At 49.4% G+C, this 18,019-nt stretch carries 24 protein-coding genes; 5 read left to right on the forward strand and 19 right to left on the reverse strand.

What is annotated here, in order from left to right; translation table 11 throughout:
• Positions 1–94: 94 nt before the first annotated feature.
• Positions 95–718, reverse strand: a complete 624-nt coding sequence (gene pcp, locus G3255_RS12105; RefSeq protein ID WP_211654687.1) for a pyroglutamyl-peptidase I — start codon at positions 716–718, stop codon at positions 95–97.
• A 133-nt stretch (positions 719–851) separates the two neighbouring features.
• Between pcp and G3255_RS12110 the strand changes: the two genes are divergently transcribed.
• The 4 genes from G3255_RS12110 (at position 852) to G3255_RS12125 (ending at position 4,000) form a co-directional block, all read left to right on the forward strand.
• Positions 852–1,622 carry an ABC transporter substrate-binding protein gene (locus tag G3255_RS12110; protein WP_211654688.1) on the forward strand — a complete coding sequence of 257 codons (771 nt, stop codon included), beginning with the start codon at positions 852–854 and terminating at the stop codon, positions 1,620–1,622.
• 31 nt (positions 1,623–1,653) lie between these two features.
• On the forward strand, positions 1,654–2,313 hold the full coding sequence (locus tag G3255_RS12115; RefSeq protein WP_211654689.1) for an amino acid ABC transporter permease: 660 nt from the start codon (positions 1,654–1,656) through the stop codon (positions 2,311–2,313).
• Positions 2,306–3,028 (forward strand): amino acid ABC transporter ATP-binding protein, encoded by a 723-nt coding sequence (locus G3255_RS12120; RefSeq protein WP_211654690.1) that lies wholly within the window; start codon positions 2,306–2,308, stop codon positions 3,026–3,028. Before G3255_RS12115 ends, G3255_RS12120 begins: the two co-directional genes overlap by 8 nt.
• Positions 3,029–3,130: 102 nt before the next feature.
• A complete protein-coding gene (locus tag G3255_RS12125; RefSeq protein WP_211654691.1) occupies positions 3,131–4,000 on the forward strand; it encodes a hypothetical protein in 870 nt (289 codons plus the stop codon).
• Between the two features lie 50 nt (positions 4,001–4,050).
• Here G3255_RS12125 and G3255_RS12130 read toward each other — a convergent pair whose 3' ends face one another.
• Complete coding sequence (locus G3255_RS12130) at positions 4,051–4,827, reverse strand: serine hydrolase (protein ID WP_211654692.1); 777 nt, start codon at positions 4,825–4,827, stop codon at positions 4,051–4,053.
• A gap of 150 nt (positions 4,828–4,977) precedes the next feature.
• Between G3255_RS12130 and G3255_RS12135 the strand changes: the two genes are divergently transcribed.
• Positions 4,978–5,250, forward strand: a complete 273-nt coding sequence (locus G3255_RS12135) for a hypothetical protein (protein ID WP_211654693.1) — start codon at positions 4,978–4,980, stop codon at positions 5,248–5,250.
• 69 nt (positions 5,251–5,319) lie between these two features.
• Here G3255_RS12135 and G3255_RS12140 read toward each other — a convergent pair whose 3' ends face one another.
• The 17 genes from G3255_RS12140 to arsC form a co-directional block, all read right to left on the reverse strand.
• On the reverse strand, positions 5,320–6,327 hold the full coding sequence (locus G3255_RS12140; protein WP_211654694.1) for an LLM class flavin-dependent oxidoreductase: 1,008 nt from the start codon (positions 6,325–6,327) through the stop codon (positions 5,320–5,322).
• Between the two features lie 96 nt (positions 6,328–6,423).
• The gene (locus G3255_RS12145) at positions 6,424–6,717 is read right to left on the reverse strand and encodes a hypothetical protein (RefSeq protein WP_211654695.1); all 294 of its coding nucleotides are present in this window, start codon (positions 6,715–6,717) and stop codon (positions 6,424–6,426) included.
• Positions 6,718–6,772: 55 nt separating this feature from the next.
• Positions 6,773–7,438 carry an HAD family hydrolase gene (locus G3255_RS12150; RefSeq protein ID WP_211654696.1) on the reverse strand — a complete coding sequence of 222 codons (666 nt, stop codon included), beginning with the start codon at positions 7,436–7,438 and terminating at the stop codon, positions 6,773–6,775.
• Positions 7,435–7,983, reverse strand: a complete 549-nt coding sequence (locus G3255_RS12155; protein ID WP_211654697.1) for a histidine phosphatase family protein — start codon at positions 7,981–7,983, stop codon at positions 7,435–7,437. Before G3255_RS12155 ends, G3255_RS12150 begins: the two co-directional genes overlap by 4 nt.
• Before the next feature lie 21 nt (positions 7,984–8,004).
• Positions 8,005–8,196: a hypothetical protein gene (locus tag G3255_RS12160; protein WP_058383303.1), complete on the reverse strand. Its 192-nt coding sequence runs from the start codon at positions 8,194–8,196 to the stop codon at positions 8,005–8,007.
• Positions 8,197–8,357: 161 nt separating this feature from the next.
• Positions 8,358–10,031: an acyl-CoA dehydrogenase family protein gene (locus G3255_RS12165; protein WP_211654698.1), complete on the reverse strand. Its 1,674-nt coding sequence runs from the start codon at positions 10,029–10,031 to the stop codon at positions 8,358–8,360.
• Positions 10,032–11,534, reverse strand: a complete 1,503-nt coding sequence (locus tag G3255_RS12170) for a class I adenylate-forming enzyme family protein (RefSeq protein WP_211654699.1) — start codon at positions 11,532–11,534, stop codon at positions 10,032–10,034.
• Entirely contained in the window at positions 11,531–11,914 is a 384-nt protein-coding gene (locus tag G3255_RS12175; RefSeq protein ID WP_211654700.1) for a MerR family transcriptional regulator, read from the reverse strand. Before G3255_RS12175 ends, G3255_RS12170 begins: the two co-directional genes overlap by 4 nt.
• A 132-nt stretch (positions 11,915–12,046) precedes the next feature.
• A complete protein-coding gene (locus G3255_RS12180) occupies positions 12,047–12,802 on the reverse strand; it encodes an amidohydrolase family protein (RefSeq protein ID WP_211654701.1) in 756 nt (251 codons plus the stop codon).
• Complete coding sequence (locus G3255_RS12185) at positions 12,799–13,284, reverse strand: HIT family protein (RefSeq protein WP_211654702.1); 486 nt, start codon at positions 13,282–13,284, stop codon at positions 12,799–12,801. The genes G3255_RS12180 and G3255_RS12185 overlap by 4 nt, the downstream gene beginning before the upstream one ends.
• Before the next feature lies 1 nt (position 13,285).
• Complete coding sequence (locus G3255_RS12190) at positions 13,286–13,525, reverse strand: hypothetical protein (protein WP_211654703.1); 240 nt, start codon at positions 13,523–13,525, stop codon at positions 13,286–13,288.
• 53 nt (positions 13,526–13,578) lie between these two features.
• On the reverse strand, positions 13,579–14,112 hold the full coding sequence (locus G3255_RS12195) for an NUDIX hydrolase (protein WP_211654704.1): 534 nt from the start codon (positions 14,110–14,112) through the stop codon (positions 13,579–13,581).
• 243 nt (positions 14,113–14,355) lie between these two features.
• Positions 14,356–14,634: a HesB/IscA family protein gene (locus tag G3255_RS12200; protein ID WP_058383291.1), complete on the reverse strand. Its 279-nt coding sequence runs from the start codon at positions 14,632–14,634 to the stop codon at positions 14,356–14,358.
• Positions 14,635–14,683: 49 nt separating this feature from the next.
• Positions 14,684–15,112, reverse strand: coding sequence for a protein-tyrosine phosphatase family protein (locus G3255_RS12205; protein ID WP_211654705.1), 429 nt, complete (start codon positions 15,110–15,112; stop codon positions 14,684–14,686).
• A 42-nt stretch (positions 15,113–15,154) separates the two neighbouring features.
• A complete protein-coding gene (gene arsA / locus G3255_RS12210) occupies positions 15,155–16,924 on the reverse strand; it encodes an arsenical pump-driving ATPase (RefSeq protein ID WP_211654706.1) in 1,770 nt (589 codons plus the stop codon).
• A gap of 12 nt (positions 16,925–16,936) precedes the next feature.
• A complete protein-coding gene (gene arsD / locus G3255_RS12215; RefSeq protein ID WP_211654707.1) occupies positions 16,937–17,296 on the reverse strand; it encodes an arsenite efflux transporter metallochaperone ArsD in 360 nt (119 codons plus the stop codon).
• Positions 17,297–17,561: 265 nt separating this feature from the next.
• Positions 17,562–17,981, reverse strand: a complete 420-nt coding sequence (gene arsC, locus G3255_RS12220) for an arsenate reductase (thioredoxin) (protein WP_058383287.1) — start codon at positions 17,979–17,981, stop codon at positions 17,562–17,564.
• Positions 17,982–18,019: the final 38 nt, after the last annotated feature.

Below are 18,019 nucleotides of genomic sequence, written 5' to 3' on the forward strand. Positions count from 1 at the left end.
GAATATTCCAACTAATCAAAAATGATTTATATTGCAAATATCCCCCTAATAAAAGACAGAGCACCAGGAAGGCCACTCTGTCTTTTCGGTTTTACTATTTCCCTTCTTCCACATCGTTACTCAGCGTTTCCAAACAAATCTGCACACCGCGCAATAAGTCTTCATGGGACCAGCTCGGGAGCTTTCCGTGTTCAATTGCCAATTGGTGGTCCGCCGGGATATGGATAAAGCCCGACAGCATTTCCGGCTTGTTCGTGGCTGCGCAATGAAGCCCTTCATACATAATATTATTGCATAGATATGCACCGGCTGTATTGGAGATCTCCGCCGGCAACCCTGCCTGAAGCAGAGCTTGTGTCATACTGCGCACCGGCAAAGTTGATAGGTAAGCGGCGGGCCCTTGTGCGGAAATCGGTTCGTCGACCGGCTGGTAGCCTTCATTATCCGCATCGCCGTCTTTGACATTAAGTGCGACACGCTCAGGCGTAATCTTGTAGCGGCCAGCTGCGAGCCCTAAAGATACGACCGCATCAGGCTTCAACTCTTCGATCCATTTCAATATCAATTCGCCTGAATGGTTAAAATCGACCGGCAAGATGCGGCTGATGATGCGGTATCCGCCCATCTGTTCGCCGTCCAATTTCTCCGCAATTCTCATCGTCGGGTTGACCGTGTATTCCAAGAAAGGTTCGAATCCTGTCAAAAGCAAAGTTTTCATCTTTTCACACTCCCATTTTCTGAACTATTTGAATTAATAATTATTCATAAATATGTATAAAAACTCTTTTACTTGTTCTCTCGTCGTGTTAAGATTCATTTTATCGAATAAACATACAACGGAGGGAATTATTATGAAGAAATCATATTTACTTGCAGGCGGCGTTTCTGCACTGCTATTGACAGCTTGCGGCCAAGAAGACTCAGCGACTGGAGCTGCCGAGCAAAAAGAAGTACTGGAAATGGGCACATCCGCTGAGTTCGCGCCATTTGAATCACGCAACCCACAAGGCGACATCGTCGGTTTTGATATCGACCTTGCCAATTATATCGCAGATGAACTCGGCGTTGAACTGAAAATCACTGATATGAAATTCGACGGCTTGATCGGCGCTTTGCAAAATGACCGTGTCGACCTGGTTTTGGCCGGCATGTCCGCGACGGATGCCCGTAAGGAAAACGTCGACTTCTCCACGGAATACAACCATTCTGGTGAAATGTTCGTCTCCCAAAAAGACTCTGGCCTCGAGACACTTGAAGATCTGGAAGGATTGACGGTGGGTGTCCAACTCGGAACGATCCAGGAAGAAGGCGCGAAGAGCATCATCGAGGATGAAGCGATCGATTTCGAACTGAAGGCACTCGACGATTCCGGCGCGTTGATCCAGGAGATTCTTTCCAGCCGCATTGATGCCGCATATATGGATAAGCAAGTTGCGCTCGGCTATATCGAAGCACAAGGGCTCGATGCATTTGACGACCCGACGACTGCTTCTCCTGGCATGGCGGTTGCTTTCCCAAAAGGCAGTGAATTGGTTGATGAAGTCAATACCGTCCTCGCTGAAATGGAAGAGAGCGGCAAACTCGATGAACTAAAAGACAAATGGCTCACAGACGAGCAGTAAAATTCGCCCTTAGAAAAGAGTTGGAACTGTTATGAATCTTGATTTTTCACAAATCGTCCCGTATATTCCCTTCATGCTCGAAGGGATTTGGGTGACGTTAAAATTCGTCTTTTTCGCGATCATTCTCGGATCCATCCTTGGAACCGTGCTTGCGCTGTTTAAGATCGGTTCTGCTAAACCGCTGAAATGGTTCGCTGATGCTTATACGTCGATTTTTCGCGGAACACCGCTTATCTTGCAGCTGATGATCATTTATTACTCGATTCCTCAATTGACCGGCTATGACATCTCGCCGTTTCTATCCGCAATTCTTGCGTTCGGGTTGAACTCCTCCGCTTATATTTCGGAAATCATCCGCGCCGGCATCCAAGCGGTCGACAAAGGCCAGCTCGAAGCAGCACAGGCTCTTGGCGTCCCGTACGGCGCGATGATGAAAGACATCATCTTGCCGCAAGCGCTGAAGAATATCCTGCCTGCCTTGATGAATGAATTCATCACCTTGACGAAAGAATCCGCCATCGTCTCGACGATCGGCTACTTGGACTTGATGCGCCGCGCCCAAGTGGTCGGGGCAGACTTGTTCCGCAACTTTGAGCCGCTATTGTTTGTCGGCCTGATCTATTGGTGCCTGGTCATGGGCTTGACGGTAATCGGGCGCATGGTCGAAAGGAGATTGAAGCTTAGTGATTGATGTACAAGCCTTATCGAAAAAATTCGGAGACAACCTCGTATTGAGCGATATTACAACCAGCATCCAAAAAGGCGAAGTCGTTGCGATCATCGGCCCGTCCGGCTCCGGCAAATCGACTTTTCTGCGCTGCTTGAATTTACTGGAGACACCGAGCTCGGGAAGCATCGAAATCAACGGCAAGAACTTGACCGCCTCCAAAAAAGAGATTCACAAAATCCGCCAGCAAATCGGCATGGTGTTCCAGCACTTTCACCTCTTCCCTCATATGACGGTGAGAGAGAATTTGATGTATGCCCCGATGAAAGCGAAAGGCGTCAAAAAATACGATGCCGAAGAAAAGGCGCGTCAATTGCTCGAGCGCGTCGGCCTGGCGCAAAAAGCCGATGCCTACCCGAACAGCTTGTCCGGCGGCCAGAAGCAGCGTGTCGCGATTGCACGCGCACTCGCGATGGAACCGGAACTCATGCTGTTCGACGAGCCGACCTCTGCACTCGACCCGGAAATGGTCAAGGAAGTGCTGGAAGTCATGAAAGATCTTGCGAAATCCGGCATGACGATGATTATCGTCACGCATGAGATGGGCTTTGCCCGGGAAGTCGCAGACCGCGTCTTGTTTTTGGACCACGGCGTCCTTGTCGAAGAAGGCGAGCCTGAAAGCTTTTTCAAACATCCAGCGAGCGAACGCGCACGCGATTTCTTGGATAAAGTACTATAACAAAAAACGTTCATGTGATGCTCAAAACTCTTGCCCATTTTCGGCCTGTCCCCGTGCTATAATCGGTAATGCAGGAAATACCCGAAATTTGAGGTGGAAATTTTGTTCAGGAAGCTAGTCATATTAATCATTACTTTGTTTTTCATGGCGCTGATCATCTTTACAGCGGTTATGTTTTTGAAAAATGAGGAAACCCTTTATACACATGAAGACGTCGAACTCAGTATCGACAAGCCGACCTTCATCACGCTCGGTGAAGCACAGACGGAAACAAACGGAAATGTCACCACTGACATCTATCCCCTAACCTTCCTGACCTTGTCAATCGGTTCGCTGGCCATTACGGAAGAAACTTTACCGAACGGCGATGTCCTCCTCTTCGACAAAGTCGAAAATACCGGCTGGATGCCATTTACCTTTTCGATGAACCGCAGCGGCGTGGAAGATGCCATGATTACACGCTGGAATGAAGACACGATGCTGCAGCAAGAAGAAGAAATCTACGGCACTGATGCTACGCGCAATCCGTTCGGCGTCATTCGCAGCGCAGACACCGAAACGCTGCAAGGCAATATCTATGTTTCCCGCGCCCTGTCGCTCGGAAACGGTGAACGCGTGCAGGAACTGCGCCATGAGATCTACGATTTCCCTGTCGAAGAAGGCGTGATGGAAAAGAGCTTATGGCTCCCGCCGAAACACCAAAGCGAAAGCTGGATGCTCATTTCAAGCGAAGCGCTGTTCGACTCACCTGAAACAGAGACCGATTGGGTCCAATTCGCCAACGCCAACCGCCGCGCGCAATTCAATTGGCTGACGCCGGATGGCCCGCGCCAAAAGATGGCCTTGACGGATGATTTGCGGACCGAGCTTGCCTATACCATTCTAGAAGATCCGGAATCGGCGTACTCTGAATGGTTCGAGCAGACATCTTCACGCTTTTTTGAATCGATACAACAGTATTTAGCTGAATAAACCTAAATCCCCCTCGCCTAGAAATTGGCCAGGGGGATTTTTAAAATTCCTTAAGTGGCCGATTTCATCTGTTGATGGATTAAGAGCCCGATGTTCGCGATCAAATGACGGGCTTCCAGTGGATTACCCGCCCCTTCCACGAAAACCGCAGCGATGGCGACATTTTCTCCTTCCCCAAAAACCCCGACATCCGCCTGCAGGCCAGCCAGTTCACCGGTTTTGCCGTAAAACTGCACTTCCTCTTCCTCGATTGCCGCAGTCAGTTTGCGGCTTTGCTGATTGCCCAATATTTCCATGGCCCGTTTTCGCTCCCGCTCCGGCAAGACGCCTTGCATCAGGAAAGCTTCCAATAGACAAACCATATCGCTTGCACTGGTCCGGTTATCAAGCCCTTTTTCAGCCGCTTGGAAATCCATGAATTTCCGTTCGATTCGTGTATTTTGCAAATCCAGCGCGTTGCACGCCTGGTTAACGGCATCTTTCCCAAGCAACTCCAGCACCGCATTCGAGGCGGTATTATCGGAAACGATAATCATCAAGGTCAATACATCCCATAAGGCTAATTCTTTAAGTGATGGCAGATGGTCCAGCACGCCTGCTCCTCCAGTCGGCTTGTCCCCGAATGCAATTTTCCGGTCGCCCGATAGCGTGCCATTTGCGATTTGCCGGCACGCTTCGAATAACAGGGCCAATTTGATTGTACTCGCTGCGCGCATCGGGGCCTCGCTATTCATATACACTCGGCTTGACCGAAATTTTATCGCCACACTGACACGGCCTGAAGACTCGCCTATCAATTCTCTTATCGCCATTTCCACTGCTGCCACACACCTTTCCTTGATGGTTCAATTCTGCAAAAATCGTTCCAGTCCTTTAAGTCAAATTAATATTAAAAAGACAGAATAATCTGTATAATAAAAATTGAATATAGAGATGGTCCGTCGTTCTTGCGATTTTAACAGAAGGAGGATATCGTCATGGAACGCAAATGGGTGGAACGGAAAGAAGTCGAATTGCGGCTCGATGAAGAGTTCAATGCAATTTTGAACATGATCGGCGAAGGCGGCCCGGACTATGCAAGAATCGACGAAGACACAGAACCGAAGGAGTTGAAGGATTGGCTCGCTGAGGAATTCGATTCGATCTTGAACATGATCGGCGAAGGTGGCCCAGACTATGCACGGAACGATGAAGATATCGAAATGCAAATCATGAAGCACAACGAAGCCAAATCCCGAGACCTTCACTGATTGCTCCCCCTTCTTAACAGGAGGGGATTTTCTATTGAAAAAAGCACCAGCTCAGGGCTGGTGCTCAGGTTATTCCATCATTTCCGCAAGCAACGAATATGAATGCAGGCGGTCTTCCTGATAGAAAATCGGTGAATTGACAATGACTTCGTTGGCGCGGGTTTTCGAGACAAATGCTTCAAGCTTCTCGCGCACCACTTCTGGCGTGCCGACAATCATCGATTCGGATTTCAGTTTATCCCGGAACATGACAATTTCACGCGGCGTCCATACCGAGCCAAGATCATCAATCGGCGGTTGGAAAGTCGTCGGTTCGCCTTTCATCAATGCGAACATCTGCTGTTGCGAAGAAGTGGCGAGCCATTCTGCACGCTCCTGCGTATCAGCCACAATCAGTGACACGCCAACCATTGCATACGGGCTTTTCAAAGCGGCAGATGGCTTGAAGTTTTGGTGGTACAATTGCAGCGCCTGCATCGTGAAGTCCGGCGCGAAATGGCTCGCGAATGAAAACGGCAAGCCTTTTTGCGCGGCGAGTTGTGCGCTGAACCCGCTCGAACCGAGCAGCCAGAGCGGAATGTCCATGCCAGTTCCCGGGTACGCTTTGACACGGCCGACCGGTTTATCGGAGAAATAATTCTCCAATTCCATCACTTGCTGTGGGAATTCATCGCCTGTGCTGTGTAGCGTACGGCGCAAAGCATAAGCAGTCGCCTGGTCACTGCCAGGCGCACGGCCAAGGCCGAGGTCGATGCGGTCCGGATACAATGACGCGAGCGTCCCGAATTGCTCCGCAATGACCAAAGGTGCGTGGTTTGGTAGCATGACGCCGCCTGAACCGACGCGGATCGAGTTGGTTTTTCCGGCGATATGCCCGATCAACACAGACGTTGCCGAGCTGCCGATGCCTGGCATATTGTGGTGCTCCGCCAGCCAGTAGCGGTTAAATCCAAGTTTCTCTACGTGCTGCGCAAGTTCTACGCTATTTGCAAATGATTCCGTTGCGTTGCTGCCTTCATTGACTGGCGCCAAATCGAGCACCGCCACAGGAATCTGCTGAAATGTTTTTTGTGTCATATCTATAAGCACTCCTTTACCTCCCCTATTGTAACGCTCAAATTTCGGAAGGCGTACGAAAATGCTCAGAGATCGTATTTCATTGTGTCACTGAAGCTAAACTGCCCAGCGCAGGCATACCCATGCGCTGAGGAAAATGCTCACCCACAGCGCGAGGTTAATCAATAAAATGACTGGGTAGGAAACCGATTCTGCTTTCTTCTTATAGAAATAGATCACGACTAAAATTGCCTCCACTACCCATAGCGGAATCATCCAGAGAAATTCAGCTGCAACAAAGCGCTTGTCCGTGTAGTTCTCCGCGATGGCCCCTTCTGCAAAAAACATGGAAATCGAAATGGCCATAAAGCCGCTGAACAACAAATTGCCCCATAATAAGACTGCTTTCATGCACCGCCACTTCCTTTGCAAGTTTGATGAAACCTAACTTCTACAAAAGTTGATTTTATGCATTTAACTCTTGGACGATCCTATTCACTTCGTCCAACTCATCTATAGCGTAATCCGCCGCGGCTTCATTCCACCCAGCATCTTTCTTCCATACCCCGATCATGCCGGCATTTTTAGCGGCCTCTACATCCGTCGTTGGATGATCCCCGACAAACAAACTGTGGGAGGGCAAGACATTCAAGCGGGCCATCGCTCTTTCAAAAATCCGCGGATCGGGCTTTCTTAAATTCTCGCTTTCAGAAATTAAGATCACATCAAACCACTTCTCGATTCCCAAGGCTTTAATATTATCCATCTGGAACTTTCCTTTGCCATTTGAGATGATACCTAGCTTCACCCCTTGTTGTTTCAAGCTCTCCAGCGTTGCTTGAAGGCCATCGAAAGGATGGCAATGGAAACGAAAATGGGTGAGATAATCTTCCAATAAAAGTTCCACCGTTGTCTGTTCGATGTCAAATTCCTGGATCAACTGGGCATAGACCCGGTCTTTCCACACATAGCCCCGCCTGTCCAATTCAATAAAGCGCTCGGCATACACGTCCTTTGGAATATGCCCGAGAGATCCATGCATCCGTTCGTATTGATCGTCGATAAACGACACCACTGAAGCATCCCGATTGAGCAAGGTCCCATCCAAATCAAACAGCACCGCTTGAATCATCGAGATTCCTCATTCCACAATCGTTCCCCGCTCTTTCCATCTGGCGTATCAGTTAAAACAAACACATCCGGATTGCTTAAAGCACGCCATCCTTCAAATCCGAAGCCCTCTACATAACGCGACAGAAGCAAGGCCATAATATTACCGTGGGTAACGATTGCTGCTGTTTGGCCACTTTTTTCAAGCTCGCCCACGACTTGTGAAATACGGTCCAGTGCCTGTCTGCTGGATTCGCCGCCTTCAAGCACAAGATCGTGGTCATCGAATGTGCTCTTCAAGCGCTCGAACCAATCCGTAAGATTTCCTGAACTCAAGACCCGTTCTTTCAAACGCTCGTCGGTTTCGATTTCTACAGCCAACGCTTCTGCTAACGGTGCGATCGATTGGACGGCTCGCGTATACGGGCTCGAGACAATCCGCTCGATCCCCAGCTCACTCAAAAATCCGCTTAATTCTACAGCTTGTGCCATTCCGGTTTCCGTAAGCTCTGCCCCCGGCTCCTGTCCAGAAGCGGCACAATGCCTGATGATGTAAATCTTCGTCACTTGAAATCACTCCATTTCCGTTTATAAACCAAGCAAATCCGCCATGATTTCTGCGCTGCCTGGCGAGAACATGAATAGGGAAAAGCCGATGCATAGAGCACCGCCAACGAGCAAGCCGATTTTCACAACGAGCGGAAATCCTCTTTTCGGCAAAATCCCTGCGAAAAATAAACAAATTCCGATGAATAACAACAGCATATACCAGAAGCCCATCTGCCCACCCCTTTTCAATATGTTAATAACTGGACGCTTCTTGAATGAAAAGGTTCTGCTGTAATATGTCTATTGTCACTCCTGAATTCAGCTTACCATATGCCTGACTGCTTACTAGACAGAAAATCACCCGCTGCAAAAAATTGCAGCGGGTGATTTTTTTACTTATCCATCACTTCTTTAAAATAGTTCACGGTCTTCATTTCCCCGCCTATTGTTCTTGTGTTCCATGTCACTTCGGTGAAAATTTCCGCTAGCGGCGCATACATGCCGCCATGTTTTTCAGCCCATTCAAGCGCGACAGTGTTCTCGAAAAGCTGCGCCATTTTCTTCATAAAGCTCTTCGCCTCGAAGCTTTGCAGCGCCGCATCGAATCCGGCAAACGCCGTCAACTCCTCACCAAGCTCTTTCGTTTTCTCTTTCAGCAATTCCACATCAGCGCTCGCCTGCAGCTTTACCAAGCGTTTTTGGATATGGTCGATGAATATTTCATGCGCTGATAATTTATTAACGAGGCGGATCAGCTCGAGCCCAAGAATATTTGCCGTGCCTTCCCAAACGGTGAGCACTTGTGCGTCGCGCAATAGGCGCGGTGTGACAAAATCCTCGATATAGCCATTGCCACCGTGCATCTCGATCGCTTCGTGAGAGAAATGGATCGCCTGTTCCGCTGATTCTTTCTTTAAAATCGCGATGAGTAAGCGGTTCAGTACTTGTTCTTCTTGTGTCGCGCTGCCCTCTGTGACGTGGTCGTACAAGCCAATCAAATCGAAGATTGCCGCCGTTTCAAATTCCTGCTTGGCACGCAGCTTCATTAGGCTGTCCTGCACCATCGGGAAATCGGTGAGTTTTTTTCCAAACGCGTTGCGGCGTTCGGCGTATTCCGCTGCTTCATCAAGTGCGCGCTTCATGATGCCAATCGAGGCGACCGCGTTGCAGATGCGCGACAAGTTCAACGCTTCCATCATATACTTAAGGCCATGTTTCGGGTCGCCGACGATATATGCTTTCGCGCCGTCGAACTCGACTTCGCCGGAAGGCACCGCTCGTACACCGAGCTTGTCTTTCAAGCGGCGAATCTTGATCCCGTTCAGTTCGCCGTCCACTTTCCACGGCACCGCGAACAATGTCAGCCCCTTCGACCCTTCCTGTGCCCCTGGCATGCGGGCGAGCACCATCGCCACCCCCGCCATACCGGCATTCGACGCGAAATATTTTTCCCCGTATAAGCGGTAACCGTCATCGGTCTCAAGGGCCTGCACGACATTCGCCCCGACATCCGAACCGCCCTGGCGTTCAGTCAAGAAAGTCGCTCCTTCAAATAGTTCTGTGTCCCCTGTCGCACAGACATGCGGCATGAACTTTCTCTTCAGTGCTTCATCTGCATAATGGTCAAGTAAATAAGCTGTCGCCATCGTCAACGTCACCGGACAATAAAAGCCGGGTTCCGATTGCGATAATAAATAGCCTTGCGAAAAGCTGTAAACGTAATTGCCTTTTCTCCCAAGCTCCGGAATTTCCTTATGGACATAGCCGACAATACCGGTTCTGTAGGTTTCATCGACTGTCTTTTTATAGCCTTCATTGACCCAGACGTGTGAAATGTCTTCGCCGAGACGGTTGTATTTCTCGAGCTTCGGTGCGCCTTCCCGGTCAGTATAGCGTGCGCGTTCGTCGATATCGCCCGCAGCAAGTTTGCCGAATGATTGCAGCTCACGTTGTGCATAGCGGAGAAAATCCTCCGGCAGTTGTTGTCCCAATATTTTCTTCAAGGTCTCGTCATTTTCATAGAAATTGCGTTCGCCGCTCGGTGCGGCACCTTTCAAGACGACCATTTAAACACGTCCTTCCCGCAACGGCTGCTTGAGGATCTTGCCGGATGCGTTGCGTGGCAATGCTTCGACTTGTTCGATGAGCTTCGGCACTTTATAGCTTGCCAGTTCATTTCCTGCGAATGCTTTAATTTCCTCTGCACTCAATTCACGCGATGCGGCGAAATACGCTTTTACCGTTTCGCCCCATTCCGCATGCGGCACGCCGATTACTGCGGTTTCATGGATATCGGGATGAGTAATGAGCACTTCTTCGATTTCCTTTGGGTAAATATTGACGCCGCCTGAAATGATCAAATCCTTCTTGCGGTCGACAACCCAAATAAATCCGTCTTCATCGAATTTCGCCAAGTCGCCGGTTTTCAGCCAATCGCCGATAAAGGTTTCTTTCGTCGCTTCCTCGTTCTTGTAATAGCCGAGCATATTGCCTTCGCCCCGGAGCAGGATCTCCCCGACTTCGCCGGGCGCAACGTCCTGCCCGTCCAGACCCACAATGCGGATTTCGGTATGGAGCGCGGCGCGTTTGCCGATGCTCCCCGCTTTTTCCGCATGTTCCGGCCCCGTCATCAAGGTTCCGCTCGGCCCTGCTTCTGTCAGGCCATACACGCAGACCAAATTATCGGTACGGAATGATTCTTGGACGAATTTCACTTCTCCCGCAGACAGCGGTGCACTTCCGTAAATCCACCATTTCATCGAAGACAAATCGCGCTGGCCGACATCTGGATGTTTGGCGGTCATGAGATAAGCGACCGGCGCACCAAAGAAATGGGTCGTCCGTTCCCCTTCGACTGTATCAAGCAACAAGTCCGGCGTGAACGTCGGGACGAGCACATGCTTCGCGCCGACGATCATTCCGGCCACCAAAAACAAATGGAGCGGTGCAGAATGGCTGAGCGGCATCATATGGAGCAGGCGGCTATCCGGTTTCATCTCCATTTCGACACAGATCATCTGCGCAACCGTCAGCACATTGCGGTGGCTGAACAGGACGCCTTTCGGTTTGCCGGTCGTTCCGGACGTATAGAGAATCGTCGATGGCTCGTCGTCCTGCGCATGGGAAGATAATATTTCTTCCGTTTCCGTTCTTATCAAGTCGGAGAATGCTTCCCAGCCAGGTACTGCTTGCCCGGACTTGACCAAAAGCAATCCATTCGTTTCCAGAGACTTTACAGCATCAAATATCAGTTCATGAACGAAAAGCGCTTTGGCATCCGAATGCTCCAAGATATAGCCGATTTCTTTTGGCCCGAGTTTTGCACTGATCGGCACGATGATCGCATTGATACGCTGCACAGCAAAATAGGTTACAACGAATTCCGGTACATTCGGCATGAACAAGACGATTTTGTCCCCTTTGCTGATACCCCGTTTCATCAGTGAGTGCGCCAAGTTATTCGCAATTTTGTCCACTTCACGGAACGTCAAGCGCTGCCCCATCCCCACGAGTGCTTCTTGTTCCGGATATTTCCGTGCATTCCGCTCCAGCAATTGTGAAATATTCATTTCTCCATCCCCTTTAGTTTCGATAATTTTTCGTTAAACTCCCCCAGTAAAGACCCCATCTCTTGTTTCGTCTTTTCAAGCTCCTCGATGCGGCGCTCCATTTCCTCTATCTGCTTTTTACCGTACTCGATTGTGCGTTCGAGCTGTTTCTTGCCCGAGCGGTCAGCATCGAACAGCAGAACCATTTCCTTGATTTCCTCTAGTGTGAAACCGTATTTTTTGCCTCGATCGATGAGCTTGAGTTTCGCGATTTCGGCATTCGAAAACAGCCGCTTATTGGAATCTGTTCGTTCTGGCTTCAGCATGCCTAGTTCCTCGTAATAGCGGATCGTCCGCGTGGTCACCCCGAATTCCTCTGCGGCTTCTCGTATCGTTTTCATCTCCCATCCCCTTTGTCTGATTTTTTTGATAGTTAAAGCTTACCATTGACGTTAACGTAAAGCGCAAGAGCTTTCTAAATATAAAAAGCCAGCAGCCTGCCGAATGGACAGGATGCTGGCTCGAGATAGACCTTATTCAATTCCATACCATTTCAATGCATTCTCATAGAGAACTTTCTCTGCTTCGATGTCACCCAAAGTTTCTTGGATAACTGTGACATCACTCGCTTGAAATGGTGTTTTTGCCCGAGTCGACGGCAGGTCGGTGCCGAATAGCAACGCCTCCGGATTAATGTCATGGATGGCCCGGACTGCGTAAGACGGGTCGAAGTCAATCCGCCCGAACCCGGTTGCTTTCACTTTGACACCTTGTTCCACCAGCTTCAACAGTTCGGGGAATCCTTGTTTCGATAAGCCGAGATGATCGATGGAAACGGCAGGCAAGCGGCTGATTACGTCTTTCAGTTCTACGAGATCTTTTGAATCGATGTACAACTCAGCATGCCATCCGGAAATCTCATGGACACGGCCTGCGAAATGATCGAGCCGCTCGATCGCTTCTGAACCGCCGCGCTTCACATTAAACCTTACGGCACGTACGCCTTTTCCATGCAACTTGAGGATTTCCTCATCGGACGTGTCCGCCGGCAATTGCGTCACGCCGACAAACCGGTCACCGAGCGTGTCGAGTGCATCCAGTAAATACGATTGGTCAAAACCTTGGAACGATCCCGACACAATGGCGCCTCCGGTTACTTCGAACTTTTCTACAGCGGCCACATAATTCGAAGCGGTGAATGCAGGCGGCAAATAGCCTTGATTTTCGGTCAACGGAAATCGCGGGTCGATAATATGTAAATGGGCGTCGAAGATTTTCACTTTCTTCATCGTTTCAGTTCTTCCGTCAAGGCTGCAATCGTTTGCTTGACACTCCTTAGATTTGCCTCATCGTTCATTTCATTTCGTGCATGCAAAAGCACCGGCCGCACCGATTCGACGGAACGCCCGAACTCATACATCCATTCATACCGCGGCACCATCCACGTATGGAAATGATGTGTCGTGTCTTCATTATAGAAATAATAGACCGACTCGATGCCCAGGACGTTTCGCTGCGCTTTGCGAATTTCTGACAGGACCGTGATGTAATCCACCCGCTCTTCTTCCGTCAATTCATCCAAGCTTTTCAAATGGCGCTTCGATGCAAGGATAATCAAGCCGGGAATGGGATAAGCCACATCTTGATGGGCGTGGAAATGCGCCGTCTCCACTACGACTCCGCCTTCCGGTTCGATCAAGCCATCCACCAACGCGCAGCTCAGACACTCCACTTCGACGGTTTCGCCATTTGCCAAGGTGATCGTTCTCATTTCAATCGCCCTCCTCGCTAGTTTCTTTGCTAAAAACTTCTGAAGCGAAAAATACCACGAGCCCGATCATCAAAATCACAAACCAGTTGTCGATCAATGCGTTTCCAATAAAATATTCAGAAATGCCATTCGCCAACAGAATCAATCCCCACGCTGCGAAAACCATAAAGTATCCATCTTTGCCGCCGTCTTGTTTATCGGTGTCTTCTACAAAAAATAAACTGAGCAATTTTTTCATCATCCTATCGCCCCTTTTGCATTTTAGCTTTCTGCAAATTTACGTATTGCCTCCAACTACCTGAATGAACCATCCCATGCATAAGTCGAAAAAGAGGCCAATTTCTCGAAATAATGCTCCATGCGCTGATAGACCGAAGGCATGATCAAGCGCTCCCGGTTCATTTGCTGAAACTCAATCCAATTGACCAGCTGCGCGGCGCACACTTCCCCAGGCTGAAGCTGCAAGGCATCCATATCGATGCGCTCTTTGCATCTCCACACATAGCTGTCCAGAAAATAATTGCCGCCTTTCGTTTGTCCTAAAAAGCGCAGTTCATCAGGCCTTGCCAATAATCCTGTTTCTTCTTCCAGTTCGCGAAGAGCCCCCGTCAAACTGCTTTCTCCTACAGTCACGGACCCGCCCGTTGTTTCCCACAGCATCGGAAGCGGTTTTACCGGATCTCTTTGCGTCATGAAAATTCTTCCATCTGCATTGAGCGTAATGACTTCCACGACAATATGAAACTCGCCAGGCTGCAGTTTATTGCCTCTAATATGTGTCTTTCCGAGCGGGTTGCGCTCCCCATCATACAAATCCCAGACTTCCATTTTCTATATCTCCCATTCCTTTGAATTATAGTTCTATGTCATACTTCTTTCCTATTTTAGCCCTGTATATACTTTAAAGAATATTCCCATTAATTAACAGACTTTTTTTACTGTTTTATTATTTTCTTCCGAAATAAAAAAGCACCGAAGGCAGACGCCCCCAGCACTCGATTTCTCTCTCACAATATCAAAGTAAACGGAAGCCACTAAAAAAAGAGCTCACGGATGAGCTCTTTTTTCTATTCAACAGCCAGTCGGCGCACCGATCATGACCAGGCCGCCTTGCTCGCCTTGCGTATCAAAATCCAAAGCGAGCTCCTCTGCCATTTCTTTAGCGTCCGGCGCGACCGCTACACGGATGCCGTTCACATCGATAAGTTCATCCGTTTGTTCCGGTGCATCGAGTGACAAGCCGATTTGCGGGCCGCAGCAGCCAGCGACTGCATAAAGGCGCAAGTTTTCCGTTTGCTGTTCTTCCAGAATGGATTGGATATAGTTCTTAGCTTCATCGGTAATCATCATAAACTCCATCTCCCCTATTCTTTTCAATTATTCTTTACGTTAACATGGATTAGGCTTGCGGAAAAATGCGGTGCAGCGATTCTTTCAGTTCCGGCTTCACGCTGATGATCGGCCGTACGTTCGTCGCCATTTGTTCAGCTTCTTCAACAGTCTTCGCTTCGCCTAATGCAAGCAAGGTTCCGATTGCGACAGTACCGGTGCGGTTGCTGCCGCCTGCGCAGTGGAAAAAGATTTTCTTTCCTTCCTCGTAAGCGGTGACGACTCCGTCCACTGCTTCTTGGATCGACTCATCCTGATGTTCTTTGGAATCATCGACAATCGGTGCATGGATGCGTGTATAGCTTTCATCGCTGGCCCCTGCTTCTGCGCGCAAATCGAAGACGACGTCGATGCCTTCGTTTTCCACTGCTGTTTTCGCATCTGCTGCGCCGCCGATGAAAATGCGGCCTTTCACTAATTGCTGGTATGCTTCACTCATCGTTTGCCTCATCCCTTCCAAAATAAGTTGATGTCCACATTATTATAAAATGAATTCTTTCAATTGATCATAACCAATTTTCTCTTCTTCGAGCCAAGGAATGATGGCGCATTTTGTGGCCAGTTCCTCATCAACTTTGCGAATCCACTTTTTCTCGGAGATCGCGCGTCCCCTCAGCACAGCATCCGCTGTATCTGTAGCATAGAGACTTTGGTTAATGACCCACCATTTCGGCTCGATCCCGGCACGCTTTAAGTCTTCTTCGAGACGCGCAGCTTCCAATACCGGTGTCGCTTCCGCCAAGGTGACGATGACGACGCCTGTTTCTTTTGGATTGCGCAGGCGCGGCAATAGTTTTTTCACACTGTCCGGCACATCACCGGTCGAGCGGCTCATTTCCTTATGATAGGCTTCTGTCGAATCGAGCAGCAATAAAGTATGCCCCGTCGGCGCGGTATCTATGACGACGATTTCGTTCTCGGACTTCTCCACTACTTTGGCGAAAGCTTGGAACAACGCGATTTCTTCAGTGCACGGCGATTCCAGATCTTCTTTCAAATAAGCGAGCTCTTCCTCAGTCATCCCGCCGCCTGCCTGCTCGATGACGGTTTCTTTATAACGCGCCACTTCGATGTCTGGATTGATGCTGCTGATGGACAAATTGTCGCGTGTGCCGCTTCCTTCAAACGTATACGCTAAATGCGCGGCAGGGTCGGTCGTCGTCAAATGGACTTGATGGCCTTTCTCGGACAAGCCGACTGCGATGGCGGAGGCGACAGAAGTTTTGCCGACGCCGCCTTTGCCCATCGTGAAAATGACACGCGTATTGTTTTTGGAAAAGTCATCGATGACGCTGTTCAATCCCGGCAAGTCCAGCTGCTCTCCTGCATCTTCCGTTTCGAACGAAGTGATTGCGTATGAACTGAACAGATGGCGTAAGTTTTCCACGCCCGTGAGCGAATAAGAAACATATGGCAATGAATAAGCCATCACTTGCTTCAACGCTTCAGGTGTCTGTTCAATCGCTTCACGTTGCCGCTTGTAGAATGCCGTAGAGACCGCGTCTTCCGGCTGATGCGTCTGAAGAAGCCCATTGACGATGAGCAATTGGTTTTTGATGCCGATTTCTTTTAATTCAAATGATGCGCGGTCCGCCTCGAGCAAGGAGGAATTGTCAGGGCGCGCCACTAAGATCAAAGTCGTTTTATTGCCATCGGACAGCGAATCGACCGCCTTCTTATACAGCTCCTTTTTGCCTTCAAGCCCAGCGAGCGGGCCGAGACATGATGCGCCGTGCGTGCTGTCTTCCAAAAAGCCGCTCCACGCCGTCGGCAATTGCAACAGGCGCAGCGTATGGCCGGTCGGTGCCGTATCGAACAGCACATGGTCGTACTGCGCTAAAATCGCTTCATCTGCCAGCAAATGCGAAAACTCATTGAACGCCGCGATTTCGACCGTGCAAGCTCCGGATAATTGCTCTTCCATCGTCGCGAGCACCGCATCCGGCAATTTGCCGCGGTATGGGCCGACGACGCTTTCTTTATAAGCTTTGGCCGCTTGTTCCGGATCGATATTGCAGGCGGACAAATTGGCAACAGACGGAATGGCTTTCGGGTCGTTCGTTAGTTGGACTTCTAGCACGTCTTGCAGATTAGAAGCAGGATCGGTGCTGACGAGCAATACCTTCTTGCCCTGATCAGCTAAGGCGACAGCTGTTGCACACGCAGTCGAAGTTTTCCCGACACCGCCTTTACCGGTGAAAAACAGAAACGGAGTGACGGCCATTTGATTCGGATTGAACAATGAATACATAGGAACGCTCCTTTAGTTGTTGATGTTCAGTGACACGCGCACGCGTGGCTTTTCCTGCAATTCGGACGGTGCGGCCTCGAACCACTCTGCCAATTCTTCTGTTGTCGGGTATTCGGCAATTTTTACGACTTCTCCGTTAACCAGCACAACCGGCAACGCATCCGGACCTTTTTCGACCAGCACTTGATTGACTTGTCTATTGTCCACAAACGCACCCGGATCATCCGTCAAATTATGGCGTGAAATCGCAAATCCTTTTTTCTCGAGTGAATACACAGCCGACGCAATGCGCGTCAGTTCCGGATCCACAGTGGGGCCGCAAACACCCGTCGAACAACACATCGCCGGATCGAAAATTTCTACCTTTTTCATATTCAGCTCTCCTTCAACCTGTGTAGTTTGGTTCTATTAAATAAGACTAGAGTCATCGTACATATGCTTACTCTATTCAAAAATTCGAACAGCTAGATTTGAAAGATTTAACATTCTAATATTGGAGATGAAGCAGAAGGCCATGACTCCTGGGGGATCGCCGGGCAGCCGATATCGCGACGTCCTGTCGCATCGCCTGCATGCCCCACATCCTGTGGCCCTAAAGCAAGGCCTGGAGCGCAATCTCCCCCTCGCGAAACTTCACTTACTCACCAGTTGCAGCGAAATGGCGGATGCGCGCTTCGATATCATCGCGTACCGATTGGAACACTTTCCATTTCTCTTCTTCGGTACCTTGCGCTTTCGCTGGATCCGTAAAGCCCCAGTGGTCGCGTTTTACGTGAGGCGGCGTCATCGGACATTTATCTGCTGCGTCGCCGCAAAGTGTCACCACAAAATCCGCATTGTTTAAAATTTCGGTATCGATGACATCGGATGTTTGATTCGAAATATCGATATTCACTTCATTCATCGCTTTTACCGCGTTCGGGTTCAAGCCATGTGCTTCGATTCCGGCACTCAATACTTGCCACTCGTCGCCTAAAATTTCTTTCCCCCAGCCTTCCGCCATCTGGCTGCGGCATGAATTGCCTGTGCATAAAAAGTACAATGTTTTTTTCGTCATATTGATTAACTCCCTTGTTCCATGAATGGTTTTTAGTA

Source organism: Planococcus sp. MSAK28401, from assembly GCF_018283455.1.
Taxonomy (GTDB): Bacteria; Bacillota; Bacilli; order Bacillales_A; family Planococcaceae; genus Planococcus; species Planococcus alpniumensis.